Annotated in this window: 19 protein-coding genes and 1 pseudogene; 18 read left to right on the plus strand and 2 right to left on the minus strand. The window is 43.3% G+C overall.

The genetic code is table 11. From position 1 onward, the window contains the following. Positions 1–109 precede the first annotated feature (109 nt). Together pepT and ACEE44_RS00295 are read right to left on the minus strand one after the other, a co-directional pair. A complete protein-coding gene (pepT, locus tag ACEE44_RS00290) occupies positions 110–1,330 on the minus strand; it encodes a peptidase T (protein ID WP_449170839.1) in 1,221 nt (406 codons plus the stop codon). Positions 1,331–1,339: 9 nt separating this feature from the next. Next, on the minus strand, positions 1,340–2,155 hold the full coding sequence (locus ACEE44_RS00295; protein WP_449170840.1) for a Cof-type HAD-IIB family hydrolase: 816 nt from the start codon (positions 2,153–2,155) through the stop codon (positions 1,340–1,342). A 198-nt stretch (positions 2,156–2,353) separates the two neighbouring features. Here ACEE44_RS00295 and ACEE44_RS00300 point away from each other — a divergent pair. The 18 genes and pseudogenes from ACEE44_RS00300 to pstB (ACEE44_RS00385) all read left to right on the plus strand — a co-directional run bounded on the left by ACEE44_RS00300 (position 2,354) and on the right by pstB (ACEE44_RS00385) (position 16,997). Beyond that, a pseudogene (locus ACEE44_RS00300) lies at positions 2,354–2,809 on the plus strand (N-acetyltransferase family protein). A gap of 69 nt (positions 2,810–2,878) precedes the next feature. Beyond that, complete coding sequence (locus ACEE44_RS00305) at positions 2,879–3,346, plus strand: ATPase (protein ID WP_449170841.1); 468 nt, start codon at positions 2,879–2,881, stop codon at positions 3,344–3,346. A gap of 338 nt (positions 3,347–3,684) precedes the next feature. Then, the gene (locus ACEE44_RS00310) at positions 3,685–4,941 is read left to right on the plus strand and encodes a DUF2130 domain-containing protein (protein ID WP_449170997.1); all 1,257 of its coding nucleotides are present in this window, start codon (positions 3,685–3,687) and stop codon (positions 4,939–4,941) included. A gap of 47 nt (positions 4,942–4,988) precedes the next feature. Then, complete coding sequence (locus ACEE44_RS00315; RefSeq protein WP_449170842.1) at positions 4,989–5,603, plus strand: hypothetical protein; 615 nt, start codon at positions 4,989–4,991, stop codon at positions 5,601–5,603. After that, positions 5,600–5,830: a DUF1858 domain-containing protein gene (locus tag ACEE44_RS00320; RefSeq protein ID WP_015646769.1), complete on the plus strand. Its 231-nt coding sequence runs from the start codon at positions 5,600–5,602 to the stop codon at positions 5,828–5,830. Before ACEE44_RS00315 ends, ACEE44_RS00320 begins: the two co-directional genes overlap by 4 nt. Beyond that, positions 5,830–7,155, plus strand: a complete 1,326-nt coding sequence (locus ACEE44_RS00325; protein WP_449170843.1) for a DUF438 domain-containing protein — start codon at positions 5,830–5,832, stop codon at positions 7,153–7,155. The genes ACEE44_RS00320 and ACEE44_RS00325 overlap by 1 nt, the downstream gene beginning before the upstream one ends. Positions 7,156–7,207: 52 nt before the next feature. Further along, positions 7,208–8,098: a tRNA pseudouridine(55) synthase TruB gene (truB, locus tag ACEE44_RS00330; protein WP_449170998.1), complete on the plus strand. Its 891-nt coding sequence runs from the start codon at positions 7,208–7,210 to the stop codon at positions 8,096–8,098. Between the two features lie 19 nt (positions 8,099–8,117). Further along, entirely contained in the window at positions 8,118–9,041 is a 924-nt protein-coding gene (locus ACEE44_RS00335; RefSeq protein ID WP_449170844.1) for a bifunctional riboflavin kinase/FAD synthetase, read from the plus strand. After that, positions 9,034–9,771, plus strand: a complete 738-nt coding sequence (locus tag ACEE44_RS00340) for a potassium channel family protein (protein WP_449170845.1) — start codon at positions 9,034–9,036, stop codon at positions 9,769–9,771. The genes ACEE44_RS00335 and ACEE44_RS00340 overlap by 8 nt, the downstream gene beginning before the upstream one ends. 74 nt (positions 9,772–9,845) lie before the next feature. Then, entirely contained in the window at positions 9,846–10,247 is a 402-nt protein-coding gene (locus ACEE44_RS00345; RefSeq protein WP_105125429.1) for a Spx/MgsR family RNA polymerase-binding regulatory protein, read from the plus strand. Between the two features lie 20 nt (positions 10,248–10,267). Then, positions 10,268–10,546 carry a UPF0223 family protein gene (locus tag ACEE44_RS00350; RefSeq protein WP_172098472.1) on the plus strand — a complete coding sequence of 93 codons (279 nt, stop codon included), beginning with the start codon at positions 10,268–10,270 and terminating at the stop codon, positions 10,544–10,546. After that, positions 10,536–11,294 carry an inositol monophosphatase family protein gene (locus ACEE44_RS00355; RefSeq protein ID WP_449170846.1) on the plus strand — a complete coding sequence of 253 codons (759 nt, stop codon included), beginning with the start codon at positions 10,536–10,538 and terminating at the stop codon, positions 11,292–11,294. Before ACEE44_RS00350 ends, ACEE44_RS00355 begins: the two co-directional genes overlap by 11 nt. Then, complete coding sequence (locus ACEE44_RS00360; protein WP_449170847.1) at positions 11,294–12,595, plus strand: RsmF rRNA methyltransferase first C-terminal domain-containing protein; 1,302 nt, start codon at positions 11,294–11,296, stop codon at positions 12,593–12,595. The genes ACEE44_RS00355 and ACEE44_RS00360 overlap by 1 nt, the downstream gene beginning before the upstream one ends. Positions 12,596–12,732: 137 nt before the next feature. After that, positions 12,733–13,602 carry a phosphate ABC transporter substrate-binding protein PstS gene (locus ACEE44_RS00365; RefSeq protein ID WP_105145447.1) on the plus strand — a complete coding sequence of 290 codons (870 nt, stop codon included), beginning with the start codon at positions 12,733–12,735 and terminating at the stop codon, positions 13,600–13,602. 2 nt (positions 13,603–13,604) lie between these two features. After that, a complete protein-coding gene (gene pstC / locus ACEE44_RS00370; protein ID WP_029176378.1) occupies positions 13,605–14,522 on the plus strand; it encodes a phosphate ABC transporter permease subunit PstC in 918 nt (305 codons plus the stop codon). Further along, positions 14,512–15,399, plus strand: a complete 888-nt coding sequence (pstA, locus tag ACEE44_RS00375; protein WP_044758719.1) for a phosphate ABC transporter permease PstA — start codon at positions 14,512–14,514, stop codon at positions 15,397–15,399. The genes pstC and pstA overlap by 11 nt, the downstream gene beginning before the upstream one ends. A 24-nt stretch (positions 15,400–15,423) precedes the next feature. Next, positions 15,424–16,227 carry a phosphate ABC transporter ATP-binding protein PstB gene (gene pstB, locus ACEE44_RS00380; RefSeq protein WP_029173634.1) on the plus strand — a complete coding sequence of 268 codons (804 nt, stop codon included), beginning with the start codon at positions 15,424–15,426 and terminating at the stop codon, positions 16,225–16,227. 11 nt (positions 16,228–16,238) lie between these two features. Beyond that, positions 16,239–16,997 (plus strand): phosphate ABC transporter ATP-binding protein PstB, encoded by a 759-nt coding sequence (gene pstB / locus ACEE44_RS00385; RefSeq protein ID WP_171998850.1) that lies wholly within the window; start codon positions 16,239–16,241, stop codon positions 16,995–16,997. The last annotated feature ends 11 nt before the right edge of the window (positions 16,998–17,008 follow it).

The following is a 17,008-nucleotide window of genomic DNA, read 5'->3' on the forward strand; positions in this document are numbered from 1 at the left end:
ATGGTTCTATTATAACAGTATTAGTTCAATAATACAAGTGATTTTTTCAAAAATTTCGAAAGATTTTCAGAAAAAATCAGACCTTCAATTGAAAGTCTGAATAAATTGTTTATTTATATGCTACAATTCCTAAGATTACATCAACAGCTTTTTCCATGGTTTCGAGGCTGACGAACTCGAAGCGGCCGTGCATATTTTCACCACCTGCGAAGATGTTTGGCGTTGGAATACCCATGAAGGAAATCTTAGAGCCGTCTGTTCCTCCGCGAACTGGCTCGATTAGTGGCTTGATACCTAGATTTTCCATGACATCTTTTGCGATGTTGATTGGGGTCATGTCTTTTTCGATGATTTTCTTCATGTTGTAGTACTGGTCATGCAGGTTGACGATAACGCGTGGAGTGTCAAAGTCGGCATTCATTTTCTCTGCAATATCCAGCATGAGCTGCTTGCGGGCTTGAAAATCTTCTTCCTCAAAGTCGCGGATGATGTAGGAGGTAGAAGCAGTATCAACGCTGCCCTCCATGTTCATTAAATGGAAGAAACCTTCGTAACCTTCAGTTTTTTCAGGACGGTCTGTTTCTGGAAGGGCATTGTGGAAATCAATAGCCATCTGGAAGGCGTTGATCATCTGGTCCTTGGCAGAACCTGGATGGACATTGCGACCAAGGAAATCAATCTTGGCTGCAGCAGCTGAGAAAGTTTCGTACTGGAGTTCCCCCAGCGGTCCCCCGTCCATGGTGTAGGCAAAGTCTACATCGAAGTCTTCCACATCAAACTTGTCCGCACCGACACCGATTTCTTCGTCAGGACCAAAGCCGACACGGATTTCGCAATGTTTGATGTCAGGGTTTTGCACCAAATACTCGATAGCCGTCATGATTTCTGCAATGCCTGACTTGTCATCAGAACCTAGCAAGGTTGTACCGTCAGTGGTAATCAGGGTTTGACCGTGGTAGTTGGCAAGTTGTGGGAAGTCTTTTGGATGCAATTCATAGCCAGAAGTTCCCAAAGCGATTGGATTACCGTCGTAGTTTTCGATGATTTGTGGGCTGACACCTTCTGCGTTGAAATCTGCCGTATCCATATGGGCGATAAAACCAATTTTGCGGGTCAAACTCGGGTCGTTGGCAGGTAGTGTTCCCACTGCAAAACCATTTGGCAGGTAGTGGACATTCTGCAAGCCGATGCGTTCCATTTCAGGCAAGAGGATGTTCTGGGCGAACTCGACTTGGTTTTGGGTAGAAGGTGTGGTGGTCGAGTTTTCATCTGAGCGAGTGTTTTCTTTGACATAGACTAAAAAGCGGTCTAAGAGTGTTGGGTATTTCATATTGTCTCCTTATTTGTTCAAAATGTGTTTTTCAATGGCTTTGGCAACACCGTTGTTCTCATTGGTATCTGTGATGTCTTGTGCGATTGCCTTGACCTGCTCGTTGGCGTTGCCCATGGCAATTCCCAAACCAGCAAATTCAATCATTTCAAGGTCGTTGTTGGCATCCCCCATAGCCATGATTTCCTCGGGAAGGATACCAAGGCGGTCTGCCAGTTTTTTCAAGCCAGAGGCCTTGCTGGCACCGTTTGGCAAAATTTCCAAGAGATAGTCTTGTGAACGAACGGTGGAGTATTTCTGACTGAGTACAGAGTTATGTTGGTTTTCAAAGATATCGATATGCTCTTTTTCACCGACAAACATGGCTTCAAAGAAGCGGTGACGACCTGATTGGGCTTCCTTCAAATCAATAGGTTGAGGGGTCATGCCCACTAAACGTGCGTCCAAATCAACCATATCATTTGCCTTTTCCGCAAGAACGAAATAGTCTTCCTCATCGAAGAGGGAAATCTGTACATGGTCATTTTCAGTAAATCCAGCAAGATAGCGGACATCCTCAGCGGATAGCTCTTCCCAGTCAATCAAGCTCCAATCCTTTGTCGAATGCGTTGAACAACCATTGTTAACAATGATGTATTCGTCTTCTGTATCAAATCCTAATTGTTGAACAAAGGGTTTGACGCCAACCAAAGGCCGTCCTGTACAGAGCACAACTGTCACACCAGCTTTAACCGCTTTATGAATGGCATCGATTTGCGGTTGCATCAGTTCTTTTTCCTCATTTAAGAGCGTTCCGTCCATATCAAGGGCGAGTAATTTAATCATATATTCCTCCTTGTTTCCAATACATCTAGTATAGCACAAATCGGGAGAGGACGGATTGAAATACTAAAAGAAATGCTGTATAATATAACAAAATAGAAAGGGGGGCGATTGAGATGAAAGTATTAAAAAATAGAATTGCTGTAGAAAAAATGAATCAAGGGGAGGTTATCAGAAACTAATCTCCCAAAAGGAGTAAAAATGAAGATTGTAACTGTATCGACTGCCGCTGATAAAGCAAGGATTATCGAAGAGGTGCTGGCGGACTTGCCAGAATGGTTTGGTTTGCCTGAGAGTACCAAAGAGTATATCGAAGACGGCTCTGCCTAGCCACTTTGGGCTGCCTATGATGCTGATGAAGCTGTTGGTTTTGTGACCCTGACTAATTCTTCGGAGGCTTGCGGAGATGTTCATTGTATGGGCATCAAGAAAGCCTATCATCGCCAGGGAATTGGACGTTTGCTCATGCAAGCCTTGGAGGAGGAAGCAAGGAAAGACTATGCCTACTTGCAAGTCAAGACAGTAGATGAAGGGCATTATAAGGAATACGACCAGACCATTGCTTTTTATAAATCCTGCGGTTTTGTCAAGTTAGAGGTATTTCCGACCCTCTGGGATGAATGGAATCCCTGCTTGGTCATGGTTAAAAAGTTATAAACACATAGAGAACATCGGTTATTGACCGGTGTTTTTTGGTATAATAGAAGGATAGAATAGGAGTTTCGTATGAAGATTGCTGTTAAAAAAGAGGCAGAGAAATATCTGCTCAACATTTGCTACACTATTCCAGCTAATTTGGCGGAGGCATGGGATTTGTTAGCGACGGATAGTGGCTTTGCTCGCTGGTTTCCTCAGTTGAGGGTTGAGGGTGACAAGTTGATATTTGAAATGGAAGACTTTCGTGAAACCATGGACTTGCTAGCCTACCGACCGCATGAAGCGATTGCTTATACTTGGGATACAGCTAAGGTTTCTTTCAGCTTGAGCCAGCAGGTGCAAGGAACACTGATTGTCTTTGAAGAGGAAATTCCTGTTGATTTTGGCAATGAGTATGCGGACGCTAAAAAAGACATGACAGGCTGGTTGGTCCAAAATGAATGCATTCAACTTCTTTTGCAAGGACAGGACTTACCTGACCATCTGCCTTTGCAGGAAAAATGGACTGCATTTTTGGAAGAAGAACTGAAACGATAGAAGACTAGGAGATTGAGTAAGATGAAATGGTGGGCCCAATTGAGAGAAGAATATTATGAAACACGTTACAATTCAGGTGAGGATTGGTTAGAGTGGTTCATAAAGAGAAAAATGACCTGGGGCTGGCGGTGGCTTATAGTCGTGGCTATTTGTATTCTCTATCGACTGTTTTGGCTAGAACCACGAAATATTTTTCGCTTTTTCTATTTTATTTTTGTCCTTGGACTTATATATGGTTGTTATAATTTGATAAGATTGATTCGCAGGAAGTGAAAGAATGTGTGAGCGTCTTTATTGTTAGCACACGTGATAAAAGAATGTAAATGAAAGGAATTACCATGCAACAAATTACTTGCCCTCATTGCGATACTGTTTTTACGGTCAATGAAACAGAATACAGTCAACTCTTGGCCCAGGTGCGTGGTGCGGAGTTTGATAAGGAAATCCACGAACGTTTGGAGCGGGAACGGGAATTATTACAGCAGAGAGCTGAAAATGACTTACAGGCTAAACTGGGTGACAAGGACAAGCAAATCCTTGAACTGACTGCACGCTTGGACAAGTTGGCTAGTCAGACAGAATTTGAAATCAGCTCTGCTATGTCCCAAAAAGACCAAGAAATCCAAGAGCTCAAGGCTCAGTTGGGGCAAATCGAGCTAGCCAAGGAGTTGGAGTTGCAGCAGGCGGTGGCTCAGGTGGAGAAGGAGCGGGACGCGGCTCAGAATGCTTTGGCGGTGCAGGAGCAGAAGCAGGAGTTGGCGCTGGCGACCACCCGTCAGGAGTACGAGGTACGGCTCAAGGCGGCGGATGAGCAGGTGGAATTTTACAAGAATTTTAAGGCCCAGCAATCGACCAAGGCGATCGGCGAGAGTTTGGAGCTCTATGCTGAGGCGGAGTTTAATAAGGTGCGGCAGTTGGCCTTTCCCAATGCTTACTTTGAGAAGGATAATCAGGTGTCGGCGCGTGGTTCCAAGGGCGACTATATCTATCGGGAGCTGGACGAGAATGGGGTGGAAATCATCTCCATTATGTTTGAGATGAAGAACGAGGCAGACGATACGGTCAAGAAGCACAAGAACGAGGACTTTTTCAAGGAGTTGGACAAGGACCGTCGTGAGAAGGACTGCGAGTACGCGGTTTTGGTGTCCATGTTGGAGGCGGACAACGACTACTATAACACGGGTATCGTAGATGTCAGCCACAAGTACGAGAAGATGTACGTGGTCCGTCCCCAGTTCTTTATTCAGTTGATAGGGCTCTTGCGAAATGCTGCGCTCAACAGTTTGAAGTACAAGCAGGAGCTGGCTTTAGTCAGAGAACAACATATCGACATTACCCATTTCGAAGAAGATTTGGCGACCTTCAAAACAGCCTTTGCCAAGAACTACCAGTCAGCCAGCACCAATTTCCAAAAGGCTATTGATGAAATCGACAAGGCCATCAAGCGAATGGAAGCTGTCAAAGCAGCCTTGACTACCAGCGAAAACCAGCTACGACTGGCCAACAACAAGCTGGAAGACGTTTCTGTCAAAAAACTCACTCGCAATAACCCAACCATGAAGGCCAAGTTTGAGGCGTTGGAGGGGAAGGATTAGAATCAATATTTTAGTTTAGGTCAATAACAAATAGAAAGGAACTTTGTATGAATTTGTTCGAAGGTTTAGAACTTATTACAGATAGTAATATAGAGAAGTTTGCAATTCCTGGAGTATGGGCATTGTTTGGTAAAAGAAAGCTCATATCTTCAGAAAATGATTCCATATCTATAGATGATCGATATTATTGTTTGCAGGTTGCGGCAACTAAGAATATTAAAGATGAGGTATTGAAGGATAGGGAGTTACTTGAAACACAAATTTGTACAGATCCCGTCATTAAAAACTATGTTAATCAATTTAAGGAGAAATTGTTTGAGTACCCGGAATTTCCTTCTGTTAGAGAGTATCTTTATTCTGAGATAAGTCAGCACTTTTCAAAAGACGATTTTGTATTTCTTTTAATTTGTCAAGAAGATAATTCAGATGTTAGAAAGAAAATCGAAAAAGTATTTGCACATAAAACAAAGGCTATCTATTGGAGAAACGGTGGCTCTTTCAAAGATGGAGATTTTATCGATTTTACTAATAGGCAACCACTTTCAGTTGACATTGAAGATATCATGAACGACTTAGAGGAAAGTCAGCAAGGGAAGATTAGGGTGATTTCAGAACGATACAATAAACAATTTAATAGTATTTCAACGGAGAAGGTAAGATGAACACCATCGATCTAAATCTACCTGTTGCAGAGATTATCAACCAGCATCCAGAAGTCAAGGACATTCTGGTGGAGCTTGGTTTCAAGCCCTTGGCTAATCCAGCTATGCTCAACACGGTTGGCAAAGTGACCAGTCTGAAGACAGGCTCCAAGATGACCAAGATTCCGTTAGACCGCATTCAACAGGTCTTGGAATGCAACGGTTACGAAGTGATTGGAGGAGAATAATGACAGACCAACGGATTGACATTTTGAAGAATATTCTCTTGGACCTGCACAATGGTGCCAGTCCAGAGTCTGTTCAGGACCAGTTTAATCAGCATTTCACGGGAGTTTCTGCCCTGGAAATCTCCATGATGGAGCATGAACTTATGTCCAGTGACACTGGTATCACTTTTGAAGACGTCATGAGCCTTTGCAATATCCACGCCAACCTCTTCAAAGGAGCCATTGCAGATGTGGAAGTGGCGGATATGGACCAGGAAGGCCACCCTGTCTATGTCTTCAAGCAGGAAAACCTGGCACTGCGGGCAGCTCTCTTACGCATCCGCCGTATCATTGACCAGTATGAGCAGACAGAGGATGCGGAGCTGAAAGACCAGCTCCTGCAAGGTTTGACACGCCAGTTTGACCTCTTGGGGCAGTTTGAAAACCACTATACCCGCAAGGAAAAAATCTTCTTTCCGATCATGGAGCGGTACGGTCACGATGCACCGCCTAAGGTCATGTGGGGTGTGGACGACGAGATTCGGGACCTCTTCAAGACAGCTCGAAAAACTCTCGAAAGCGGCGACATAGCAGCAACCAAAGCCCATTTTGAAACCTTTGCCAAGGAATTTGAAGAGATGATTTTTAAGGAGGAGGCCATTCTTCTCATGATTTTGTTGGAGATTTTCACCCAGGACGACTGGCTCCAAGTGGCAGCGGACAGCGACGCTTACGGCTACGCCATTGTCAAGCCGACAGCCAAGTGGGTACCTCATCGGGCGGTTTTTGGAGAAATCGCAGAGCAGCCAGCAGATAGCATTTCTCCGCAGCCAGCAGGACCAAACCAGCAGATTATCGACACGCCAGAAGGCCAGTTTACCATTACCTTCACACCCAAGGAAAAGTCAGAAACCGTTCAGGACAGGACTAGTCCGCAGACCTTTGGCAATGGTTATTTATCTGTTGAGCAAGCCAATCTTATCCTCAACCATTTACCGCTGGAATTAACCTTTGTCAACAAGGATGACATTTTCCAGTATTATAATGACAGCCATCCTATCGAAGACATGATTTTCAAACGGACGCCAAGCCAGATTGGACGCCATGTGGAGCTCTGCCATCCTCCCAAAATAGTGGACAAGGTCAAGAAGATTTTTGACTTGCTCCGTACAGGGCAAAAAGACCAGGTCACCATGTGGTTCAAGTCCGAGAGCATGGGCAAGTTTGTCTATGTGGTCTATAAGGCTGTCCGCGATGACCAAGGAGAGTTTCAAGGCGTTTTGGAGTATGTTCAGGATATTCAACCATTTTTTGAGATTGATAGCGATTTTCATCGGGATATCTAAATCATACCGGACCGCCCACAAGAGCGGTCCTTTGTGTTATAATGAGAACATGATTTCAGGAATTATTAACGTAAAAAAAGAGGCGGGGATGACCTCGCACGATGTTGTTTTTAAGCTCCGCAAGATTTTGCAGGAGAAGAAGATTGGGCATGGTGGGACCTTGGACCCAGATGTGACAGGCGTTCTGCCCATCGCAGTAGGCAAGGCCACTCGCATGATTGAGTACATGCAGGAAGAGGGAAAGATTTACGAGGGGGAGATTACCCTCGGTTATTCGACCACGACTGAAGATGCGTCGGGCGACCTCGTCGAGCGGACACCGGTTTTGGACATAGCAGAGCAGGCAGTTGATGAAGCTATGACAAGTTTTGTCGGGACCATTATCCAGATTCCGCCTATGTACTCTGCTGTCAAGGTCAAGGGCCGCAAACTCTACGAATACGCACGGGCGGGCGAAGAAGTTGAGCGTCCACAACGCCAAATCGACATTTACAGTTTTGAACGGACCAGCCCGATTGAACGAGCAGATGACTGTGCACGGTTCACCTTCCGAGTTCGCTGTGGCAAGGGCACCTATGTCCGTACCCTGTCTGTTGACCTAGGGGCTAAGTTGGGCTATGCCAGCCATATGTCCAAGCTAGAGCGTACAGGTTCAGCTGGTATGCATTTATCAGATGCCCTGACTATTGACGAAATCGCTGACAAGGTAGCTCAAGCTGACTATTCCTTCCTCCGTCCTATTGAGCAGGGAATTGGTGATTTGCCTATTGTTGATTTGACGATTGAGCAAGTTATTGATGCCAGATTTGGTCGTTTTATAAGCTTAGATAGTCAGGCGAATTTGTTGGCAGGTTTTCATAAGGAGAAACTGGTGGCTATCCTAGAAAAACGTGACCAAGTCTATAAGCCTCGCAAGGTTTTTCTTGAAGAAGTTTTAGCCTAGTTGTGATAAAATAAACACTATGAAGATTAGAACGATTAAAAATTATCAAGAACTCCATCAGGAAGAGCCGACTGTTTTGGTTCTAGGTTATTTTGATGGCATTCATCTGGGGCACAAGGCACTCCTGGACCGAGCTAGGAAGGTGGCGGATGAAAAGGGTTTGTCGGTGACCGTACTGACCTTTCCAGAGTCCCCTCGCCTAGCCTTTGCTCGTTTCGCTCCAGAGCTCTTGCTTCATTTGACCAGTCAAGAGGAACGCTATCGCCTCCTAGAAACATACGGTGTGGATCAGCTGGTTTTGACCAACTTTACCAGTGAATTTGCCAGCAATACTCCACAGCAGTTTTTGGACCGCTACATAAGAGGTCTTAATGCCCAGGTCTTGGTGGCGGGTTTTGATTATCATTTCGGAAATTGCAGAGCGGATGTGACAGACTTGACAGCCTTGTTTGACGGGCAAGTTGAAATTGTTGAAGAAGTCTGCCTAGATGGTGAAAAGGTATCATCTACCCGTATCCGACAAGCTATTCAAGCAGGAAATGTTGCATTAGCCAATCGTCTTCTTGGTTATACCTTTACGACAGAGGGAATTGTGGTGCATGGAGATGCCAGAGGCCGCACCATCGGCTATCCTACAGCAAATCTGGCTCCATTTGACCGAGTATATTTGCCATCAGAAGGGGTCTATGTAGCAGATGTTGAAGTGGATGGCAGACGCTACCGTGCCATGACTAGCGTAGGGAAAAATGTCACTTTTGACGGAACTGAAATGCGGATTGAGGCCCATATTTTTGGATTTGACCGCTTTATTTACGGTGAAAAAATCACTATTTTCTGGCTCGAAAAAATTCGCGACATGGTCAAATTTGATGGCATTGATAGCCTAATGGAACAGATGAAGTTGGATGAAGTATTCGCTTTGCAATGGGGGAAAAATGATTAAAAGAATAATTCAAGATCCCCGATATGAAAAAGGGATGACCTATCTAGCTATCGTTTATGTTTTTTTGATTATTCTTGAGTTGATAGATGCCAGCATTGCAAGTTCAGCTGGCTATAACGCCTTAGACTGGCTGCTTTGGTTTATCTTCGTCTGTGACTACTTTGTCAACCTCTATTATGCAGATGATAGTATAGACTACATTCAAACCCATATTTTAGAATTGATTGCGATTATTCCATTCGATTCCGTCTTTAGTTTTCTTCGTTTGGGGCGTTTGGCTCGGCTATTTAGATTGGTCAAAGTTGCCCGTATTTTTGCCCTTTCCAATCGTTTTTGGAATACGGTTAACAGGCTCTTACATACTAACAGTTTGTCCAAGGTCTTGATGTTAAACCTTTCGGCCGTTTTAATTGCTAGCGTCCTGTTATCAGCCATTGAAGGCAAATCCTTTTTTGACGCAGTTTGGTGGTCTATCGTTACTATGACAACCGTGGGTTATGGTGATATTGTTCCCCAAGATACCATTTCAAAAGTAATTGCCATCCTCTTGATGCTGGTTGGGATTAGTACCTTTGGTATGGTAACTTCAACCATTACCCGCTTTTTCTCTGAAACTGAGAAAGAAACTAAGTTGGATTTATTGCTTTCAAAAATGGATGAACAAACAGAGATGATCAAGCGACTAGAAGCTAAAATAGAAAGTTTAGAAAAATTAAGAGATTTAGACTAAAATTCCCTATTGAAAACTAGTTCAAAATGCATTATAATAGAATTGAAGGATAATGTAGAAGGGGGGATTAGTGGATGATTACGTTATTTTTATCACCGAGTTGTACCAGTTGCCGTAAGGCGCGTGCTTGGTTGACCAGTCACGAAGTCCCTTTTGTTGAACACAATATCATGACCAGCCCTTTGACGGCGGATGAACTGAAAAAGATATTGGCTTTGACGGAGAACGGAACAGATGACTTGATTTCCACTCGTTCCAAAGTTTTTCAAAAGTTAAATGTTGATGTGGATGAGTTGTCCATTAAGCAGTTGATTGAGCTGATTGAACTTTACCCAAGTCTTTTGCGCCGTCCCATTATTTTGGACGAGAAACGGATGCAGATCGGTTTCAATGAAGATGAAATTCGTGCATTCTTACCACGCAAATACCGCAAACAAGAACTAAAAAATGCTACATTGAGGGCAGAAATCGGATAAGAAAGATTGATTTAGAAGATATGAACAAAAATTATTCATATCCACTTGATTTTTCGTGGAGCACAGAGGAGATTTCCTCCGTGCTTTCTTTTTTAAATCAGGTGGAGGCAGCCTATGAAAAGGGTGCGGATGCAAGTGCTATCCTTACCAGCTATAAAGAATTTAAGGATGTTGTAAAGAGTAAGGGGCAGGAACGCCAGATTGATCGCGAATTTGAAGAAGTATCTGGCTATTCTACTTATCAAGTTATCAAGGCTGCTAAGGAAAAAGGAAAAGGAGTTATCCGTCTTGGAAACTAAGTATGTATTTGCCCAGTCTATAGTTTTATCCGCTGGGGATTTCTTGCGCCAACATCTAAATGATACATTGAAAATCGAAGAAAAGGCCAGTGCTAAAGATCTGGTGACGCATTTGGACAAGGAAGTCCAAGAATTCCTGACAACTAAGATTAAATCTGAATATCCCAATGATTTCATTTTGGGTGAAGAGGGTGGTGACGTCAGTTCTATTTTACATGGAAATGTTTGGGTCATCGATCCAATTGATGGAACTAGCAATTTTATTGCACAGAAAAATGATTTTGCCATTATGGTCGCCTATTTTGAAAACGGAGTTGGACAGTTTGGTCTGATTTATGATGTGATACAGGACAAGTTATTTCACGGAGGTGGAAACTTTCTAGTATGTTGTAATGAGGAGCCGTTAAAGCAACAGACATTTGCTCCCCTCCAGCAAAGTCTGATGGGCTTGAATGCTCAACTCTACGCAGCCAATCAACATGGCTTGGCTGACCTAGCAAATCAGACTTTAGGCACACGGTCAGTTGGCAGTGCAGGAATTGGCTTTTCCCATGTTTTAGAAGGAAGGTTATTTGCCTACGCTTCCTATTTGTATCCATGGGATTATGCCGCAGCAAGTATCTTAGGTCAAGGATTGGGATTTAGTTTGCTGAGTTTGGAGGCAGAAGTGCCCTCATATGATAAGAGAGAACATGTTATCCTCGTTGCCAATCAGCACTTAGAAGAAGTGAAGAGGTATTTATTCTAATGCAATTACCACAGGATTTTATTGACAAATATAGTGATTTGCTTGGTCCAGAAGCCCAAGCATTTTTTGAGAGTTTTGATGATCCAGCTATTTCAGGGTTTCGTGTCAATCCGCTAAAGGAAAATCAGTTGGCATTTGAACATTCAATTCCATATATGCCTTGGTCTTACTATGGTAAAGTTTCAGGTAAATCGCCTGAACACGTGACTGGTTTGGTCTATTCACAAGAACCAGCTGCCCAAGTTGTAGGACAGGTTGCCAGCCCTGAAAAGGGAATGAAGGTCTTAGATCTGGCTGCAGCACCGGGTGGAAAATCAACCCACCTGCTTTCTTATCTGGACAATACCGGACTGCTAGTGAGTAATGAAATTTCAAGCAAACGGGCAAAAATTCTAGCAGAAAATATTGAACGATTTGGAGCAAGAAATGTAGTCGTGACCAATGAATCTGCCGACCGTTTGGCCAAGGTCTTTCCAGCCTATTTTGACATGATTGTCTTAGATGCTCCTTGTTCTGGTGAAGGTATGTTCAGAAAGGATCCTGCTGCTATTCAATACTGGTCAAAAGACTATCCAGCCCAGTGTGCTAGTCTACAGCGAGAAATTTTAGAATCCGCTTTAGAAATGCTGGCTCCAGAAGGGCAGTTGATTTACTCGACCTGTACCTGGTCACCAGAGGAAAATGAAAAAATCGTCGCTTGGCTATTGGAGAATTATGAGCTAGAGTTGGTTGATATTCCCAAAATCAATGGCATGGCAGAAGGGATTGGCTACCCTCAAACGGCTCGCATGTATCCTCATCATTTTTCAGGCGAAGGGCAGTTTGTTGCAAAATTCAGATTTTTAGGGGAAACTAAGCAGAAAAAACTGAAGCCAGGGAAATCTAACCTAAATAGAGAGCAACAAGCTCTCTGGAAAGAATTTGAGAAGAAGCAATTAACGGTGCAGCTAACTGGCTTGTTACAGGTTTTTGGAGATAATCTCTATCTCTTGCCAGATGGATTGCCAGATTTGTCTAACGTTAAGATTGCACGAAATGGACTCCATTTAGGTACTTTCAAGAAGAAACGCTTTGAACCCAGTTTCGCCTTGGGTTTGGCCCTTCACAGTTCAGAAGTCAAGCATAGAGTAGACATCAGTCCAGATGACTTTGTAGCATATGTGGCTGGACAGACTGTTGCAGTTTCTAAGGACCTACCTAATGGTTGGTATCAGGTTGCAGTTCAAGGAAACGGTCTTGGATTTGCAAAAATTGTTTCTGGCACCCTAAAAAATGCCTTTCCAAAGGGCTTGAGATTTTAGTAGAAATAAGCAGATTTTTTTTGCAACTTGTCTTTTTATATGATATAGTGGATGAGTGGAAATAACTTGTAAATTCCTTGTAAAATACAAGGAAATCAAAAGGAGATTCCACTGAAAAATGTAAAGGAAAAAACGAAATGAAAAAAAAGCAGAAGCTTGGAATTGCAGCTTTGTTTCTTTTGAGTAGTGTAGCTCTTGCTGGTTGTTCCTCATGGATCGACCGTGGAGAGTCTATCACTGCAGTTGGATCTACAGCTCTTCAGCCTTTGGTTGAAGCCGCAGCAGATGAATTCGGTAGTGTCAATATCGGAAAATCTGTAAACGTTCAGGGTGGTGGATCAGGTACTGGTTTGTCACAGGTTCAGTCTGGAGCAGTTCAGATTGGTAATTCAGATGTATTTGCGGAAGAGAAGGACGGTATCGATGCTAGCAAATTGGTCGACCATCAGGTTGCCGTTGCGGGTCTGGCGGTTATCGTCAACGAGAAAGTTACTGTTGATGATATCACAACAGAAGATCTCCGTAAGATTTTCACAGGTGAGATTACAAACTGGAAAGAGCTAGGTGGAAAAGACTTACCTATTTCTATCATTAACCGTGCAGCAAGTTCAGGTTCCCGTGCCACATTTGATAGTATTATTATGGATGGTCATACAGCGGCACAAAGCCAAGAGCAGGATTCAAACGGGATGGTCAAGTCTATCGTAGCTCAAACACCGGGTGCTATTTCCTACTTGTCATTCGCTTATCTTGATGACTCAGTAAAAACCATCAAGCTAAACGGTGCTGAGCCAATTGCAGAAAACGTGGCAACCAATGCTTGGCCAATCTGGTCTTATGAGCATATGTACACCAAGGGTGAGCCAACTGAATTAACGGAGGAATTCTTGGACTACATGATGTCTGATGAGGTTCAAGATGGTATCGTTGAAAGCATGGGCTACATCTCTATCAATGATATGAAGGTTGAAAAGAGTGCTGATGGCACGGTGACAGAGAAGGAGTAAGCATGAAAAACGAACAACTAGCTAAAGAATTATCTTCTCCGTCTAAGAACTCTCGCTTGGAGAAGTTTGGTAAGGTTATTACCTTCCTTTGCCTCTCGCTCATTGTCTTTATCGTTGCCATGATTTTGATATTCGTAGCGCAACGTGGTTTATCGACTTTCTTTGTGGACGGTGTGAGCATCACTGATTTCTTGTTTGGAAGCAAGTGGGAACCAAGCTCTAAAATCTTTGGAGCTTTGCCGATGATTTCAGGTTCTTTCATCGTTACGATTTTGTCAGCCATCGTGGCTACTCCAATTGCCATTGGTGCAGCAGTTTTCATGACAGAAATCTCGCCAAAACGTGGTGCTAAAATCCTGCAACCTGTTATTGAGCTTCTAGTCGGTATTCCGTCAGTAGTATATGGTTTCATCGGTTTGCAAGTGGTTGTGCCTTTTGTACGCTCAATCTTCGGTGGTACTGGTTTTGGTATCTTGTCAGGGGTATTTGTCCTATTTGTCATGATTTTACCAACAGTAACCTTTATGACGGTCGATAGTTTGCGTGCTGTGCCACGTCACTACCGTGAAGCGAGTTTGGCCATGGGAGCCACTCGTTGGCAAACGATTTGGCGCGTTATCTTGAATGCTGCTAAGCCAGGTATTTTCACGGCCGTAATCTTCGGAATGGCGCGTGCCTTCGGTGAAGCCTTGGCGATTCAGATGGTAGTTGGTAACTCAGCGGTTATCCCAACTTCTCTCACAACGCCTGCAGCGACCTTGACTTCTGTATTGACCATGGGTATTGGTAATACGGTTATGGGAACAGTTCAAAACAATGTTCTTTGGTCCTTGGCTCTTGTCTTGCTCTTGATGAGCCTTATCTTTAACATGATTATGAAATTTATTACGAGAGAGGGTAAGAAAAACTATGCACGCTAAAAAATTCGATAAATTGGCGACTGGTATTCTTTACTCCATCGCTACGGTGATTGTCGTTATTTTGACATCACTTATTCTCTATATCTTGCTCCGCGGTTTGCCACATGTTGACTGGCATTTCTTGACCAGCAAATCCTCTTCATATAAAGCTGGTGGTGGTATCGGAATTCAGCTCTACAACTCATTCTTCCTATTGGTTGTAACGCTCTTGATTTCTGTTCCCTTGTCAACAGGTGCAGGGATTTACTTGGCTGAATATGCTAAGAAAGGTCCTTTGACAAACTTCATCCGTACCTGTATTGAGATTTTGTCATCTCTTCCATCCGTTGTCGTTGGTTTGTTTGGTTACTTGATTTTCGTTGTACAGTTTGAGTATGGATTCTCCATCTTGTCAGGAGCCTTGGCTCTTACAGTCTTTAACCTGCCACAGATGACCCGTAACGTTGAGGATAGCCTTCGTCACGTTCACCATACGCAACGTGAAGCTGGTTTGGCCCTTGGTTTATCTCGTTGGGAAACGGTTCTTCACGTAGTTATTCCTGAAGCACTGCCTGGTATTGTTACAGGTATTGTCTTGGCATCAGGTCGTATCTTTGGTGAAGCAGCTGCCCTCATCTATACAGCGGGTCAATCAGCACCAGCCCTTGACTGGTCAAACTGGAATCCATTGAGTGTTACGAGTCCGATTTCTATCTTCCGTCAATCTGAAACCCTTGCGGTTCATATTTGGAAGGTCAACAGCGAAGGGACAATCCCAGATGCAACTCAAGTGTCAGCTGGTTCAGCAGCCATCCTCTTGGTATTCATCTTGATTTTCAACCTTTCTGCTCGTTATATCGGTAAGAAACTTCATGCGAAAATGACTTCAGCGGCTTAGAAGTCTGACTAATAAGGAGAAAAAATGGCAGATTATAACTGGAATGAACGCCATATCATTACTTTCCCAGAAGAAAATATTGCCCTTTCGACAAAAGATGTTCATGTTTACTATGGTAAAAATGAAGCCATCAAGGGCATTGATATGCAGTTCGAGAAAAATAAAATTACAGCCTTGATTGGTCCATCGGGTTGTGGTAAATCAACCTATCTTCGCAGTCTGAATCGTATGAATGATACAATTGACATTGCTAAGGTAACAGGCCAAATCCTTTATGAAGGGATTGACATTAACAGACCAGATATGAACGTTTACGAAATTCGTAAGCATATCGGCATGGTTTTCCAACGTCCAAACCCATTTGCAAAATCAATTTATCGCAACATTACCTTTGCCCATGAGCGTGCGGGTGTGAAAGATAAAAAAGTTTTGGATGAGATCGTTGAAACTTCTCTTAAACAAGCAGCCCTTTGGGATCAAGTTAAAGACGATTTACACAAATCAGCCTTTACCTTGTCAGGTGGACAGCAGCAACGTTTGTGTATTGCGCGTGCGATTTCTGTAAAACCGCAAATCTTGCTTATGGATGAACCAGCCTCAGCCCTGGATCCAATCGCGACCATGCAATTGGAAGAAACCATGTTTGAATTGAAGAAAGACTACACCATTATCATCGTAACGCACAATATGCAACAGGCGGCCCGTGCAAGTGATTACACAGCTTTCTTCTATCTTGGCGACCTAATCGAGTATGACAAGACAGCTAATATCTTCCAAAATGCAAAACTCAAGTCAACTAATGACTATGTTTCTGGTCACTTTGGATAGAAAGGAAAACTATGACATCACCTATTTTACAAGTAAAAGATTTATCTGTTTACTACAATAAGAAAAAGGCTTTGAATAGTGTTTCAATTGATTTCTATCCAAATGAAATTACAGCCTTGATTGGTCCGTCAGGTTCTGGTAAGTCAACTCTCTTGCGTGCTATTAACCGTATGGGCGATTTGAACCCAGAAGTGACCTTGACTGGTGCTATTGATTACAATGGGAAAAATATTTACAGTCCTCGTACAGATACAGTAGACCTTCGCAAGGAAATCGGTATGGTTTTCCAACAACCGAATCCATTCCCTATGTCTATCTATGAGAATGTTGTTTACGGTCTTCGTATTAACGGTATTAAGGATAAGCAAATTCTTGATGAAACAGTTGAACGCGCTTTGACTGGTGCATCTATTTGGAACGAAGTTAAGGATCGTTTGCATGATTCGGCCGTAGGCTTATCAGGTGGTCAGCAGCAGCGTGTCTGTGTAGCCCGTGTACTGGCAACCAGTCCAAAGATTATCTTGTTGGATGAACCGACATCAGCCTTGGACCCAATTTCAGCTGGTAAGATTGAAGATACGCTTTATGGTTTGAAGGACAAATATACCATGGTCTTGGTAACGCGTTCGATGCAACAAGCGTCACGTATTTCAGATAGAACTGGTTTCTTCTTGGACGGAGATTTGATCGAGTATGACTTGACCAAAGAAATGTTCCTCAGTCCGAAACGTAAAGAAACAGAGGACTACATCACAGGTAAATTCGGCTAGGCCGTAAGAAA

Source organism: Streptococcus sp. 32226D021BW (assembly GCF_053545015.1).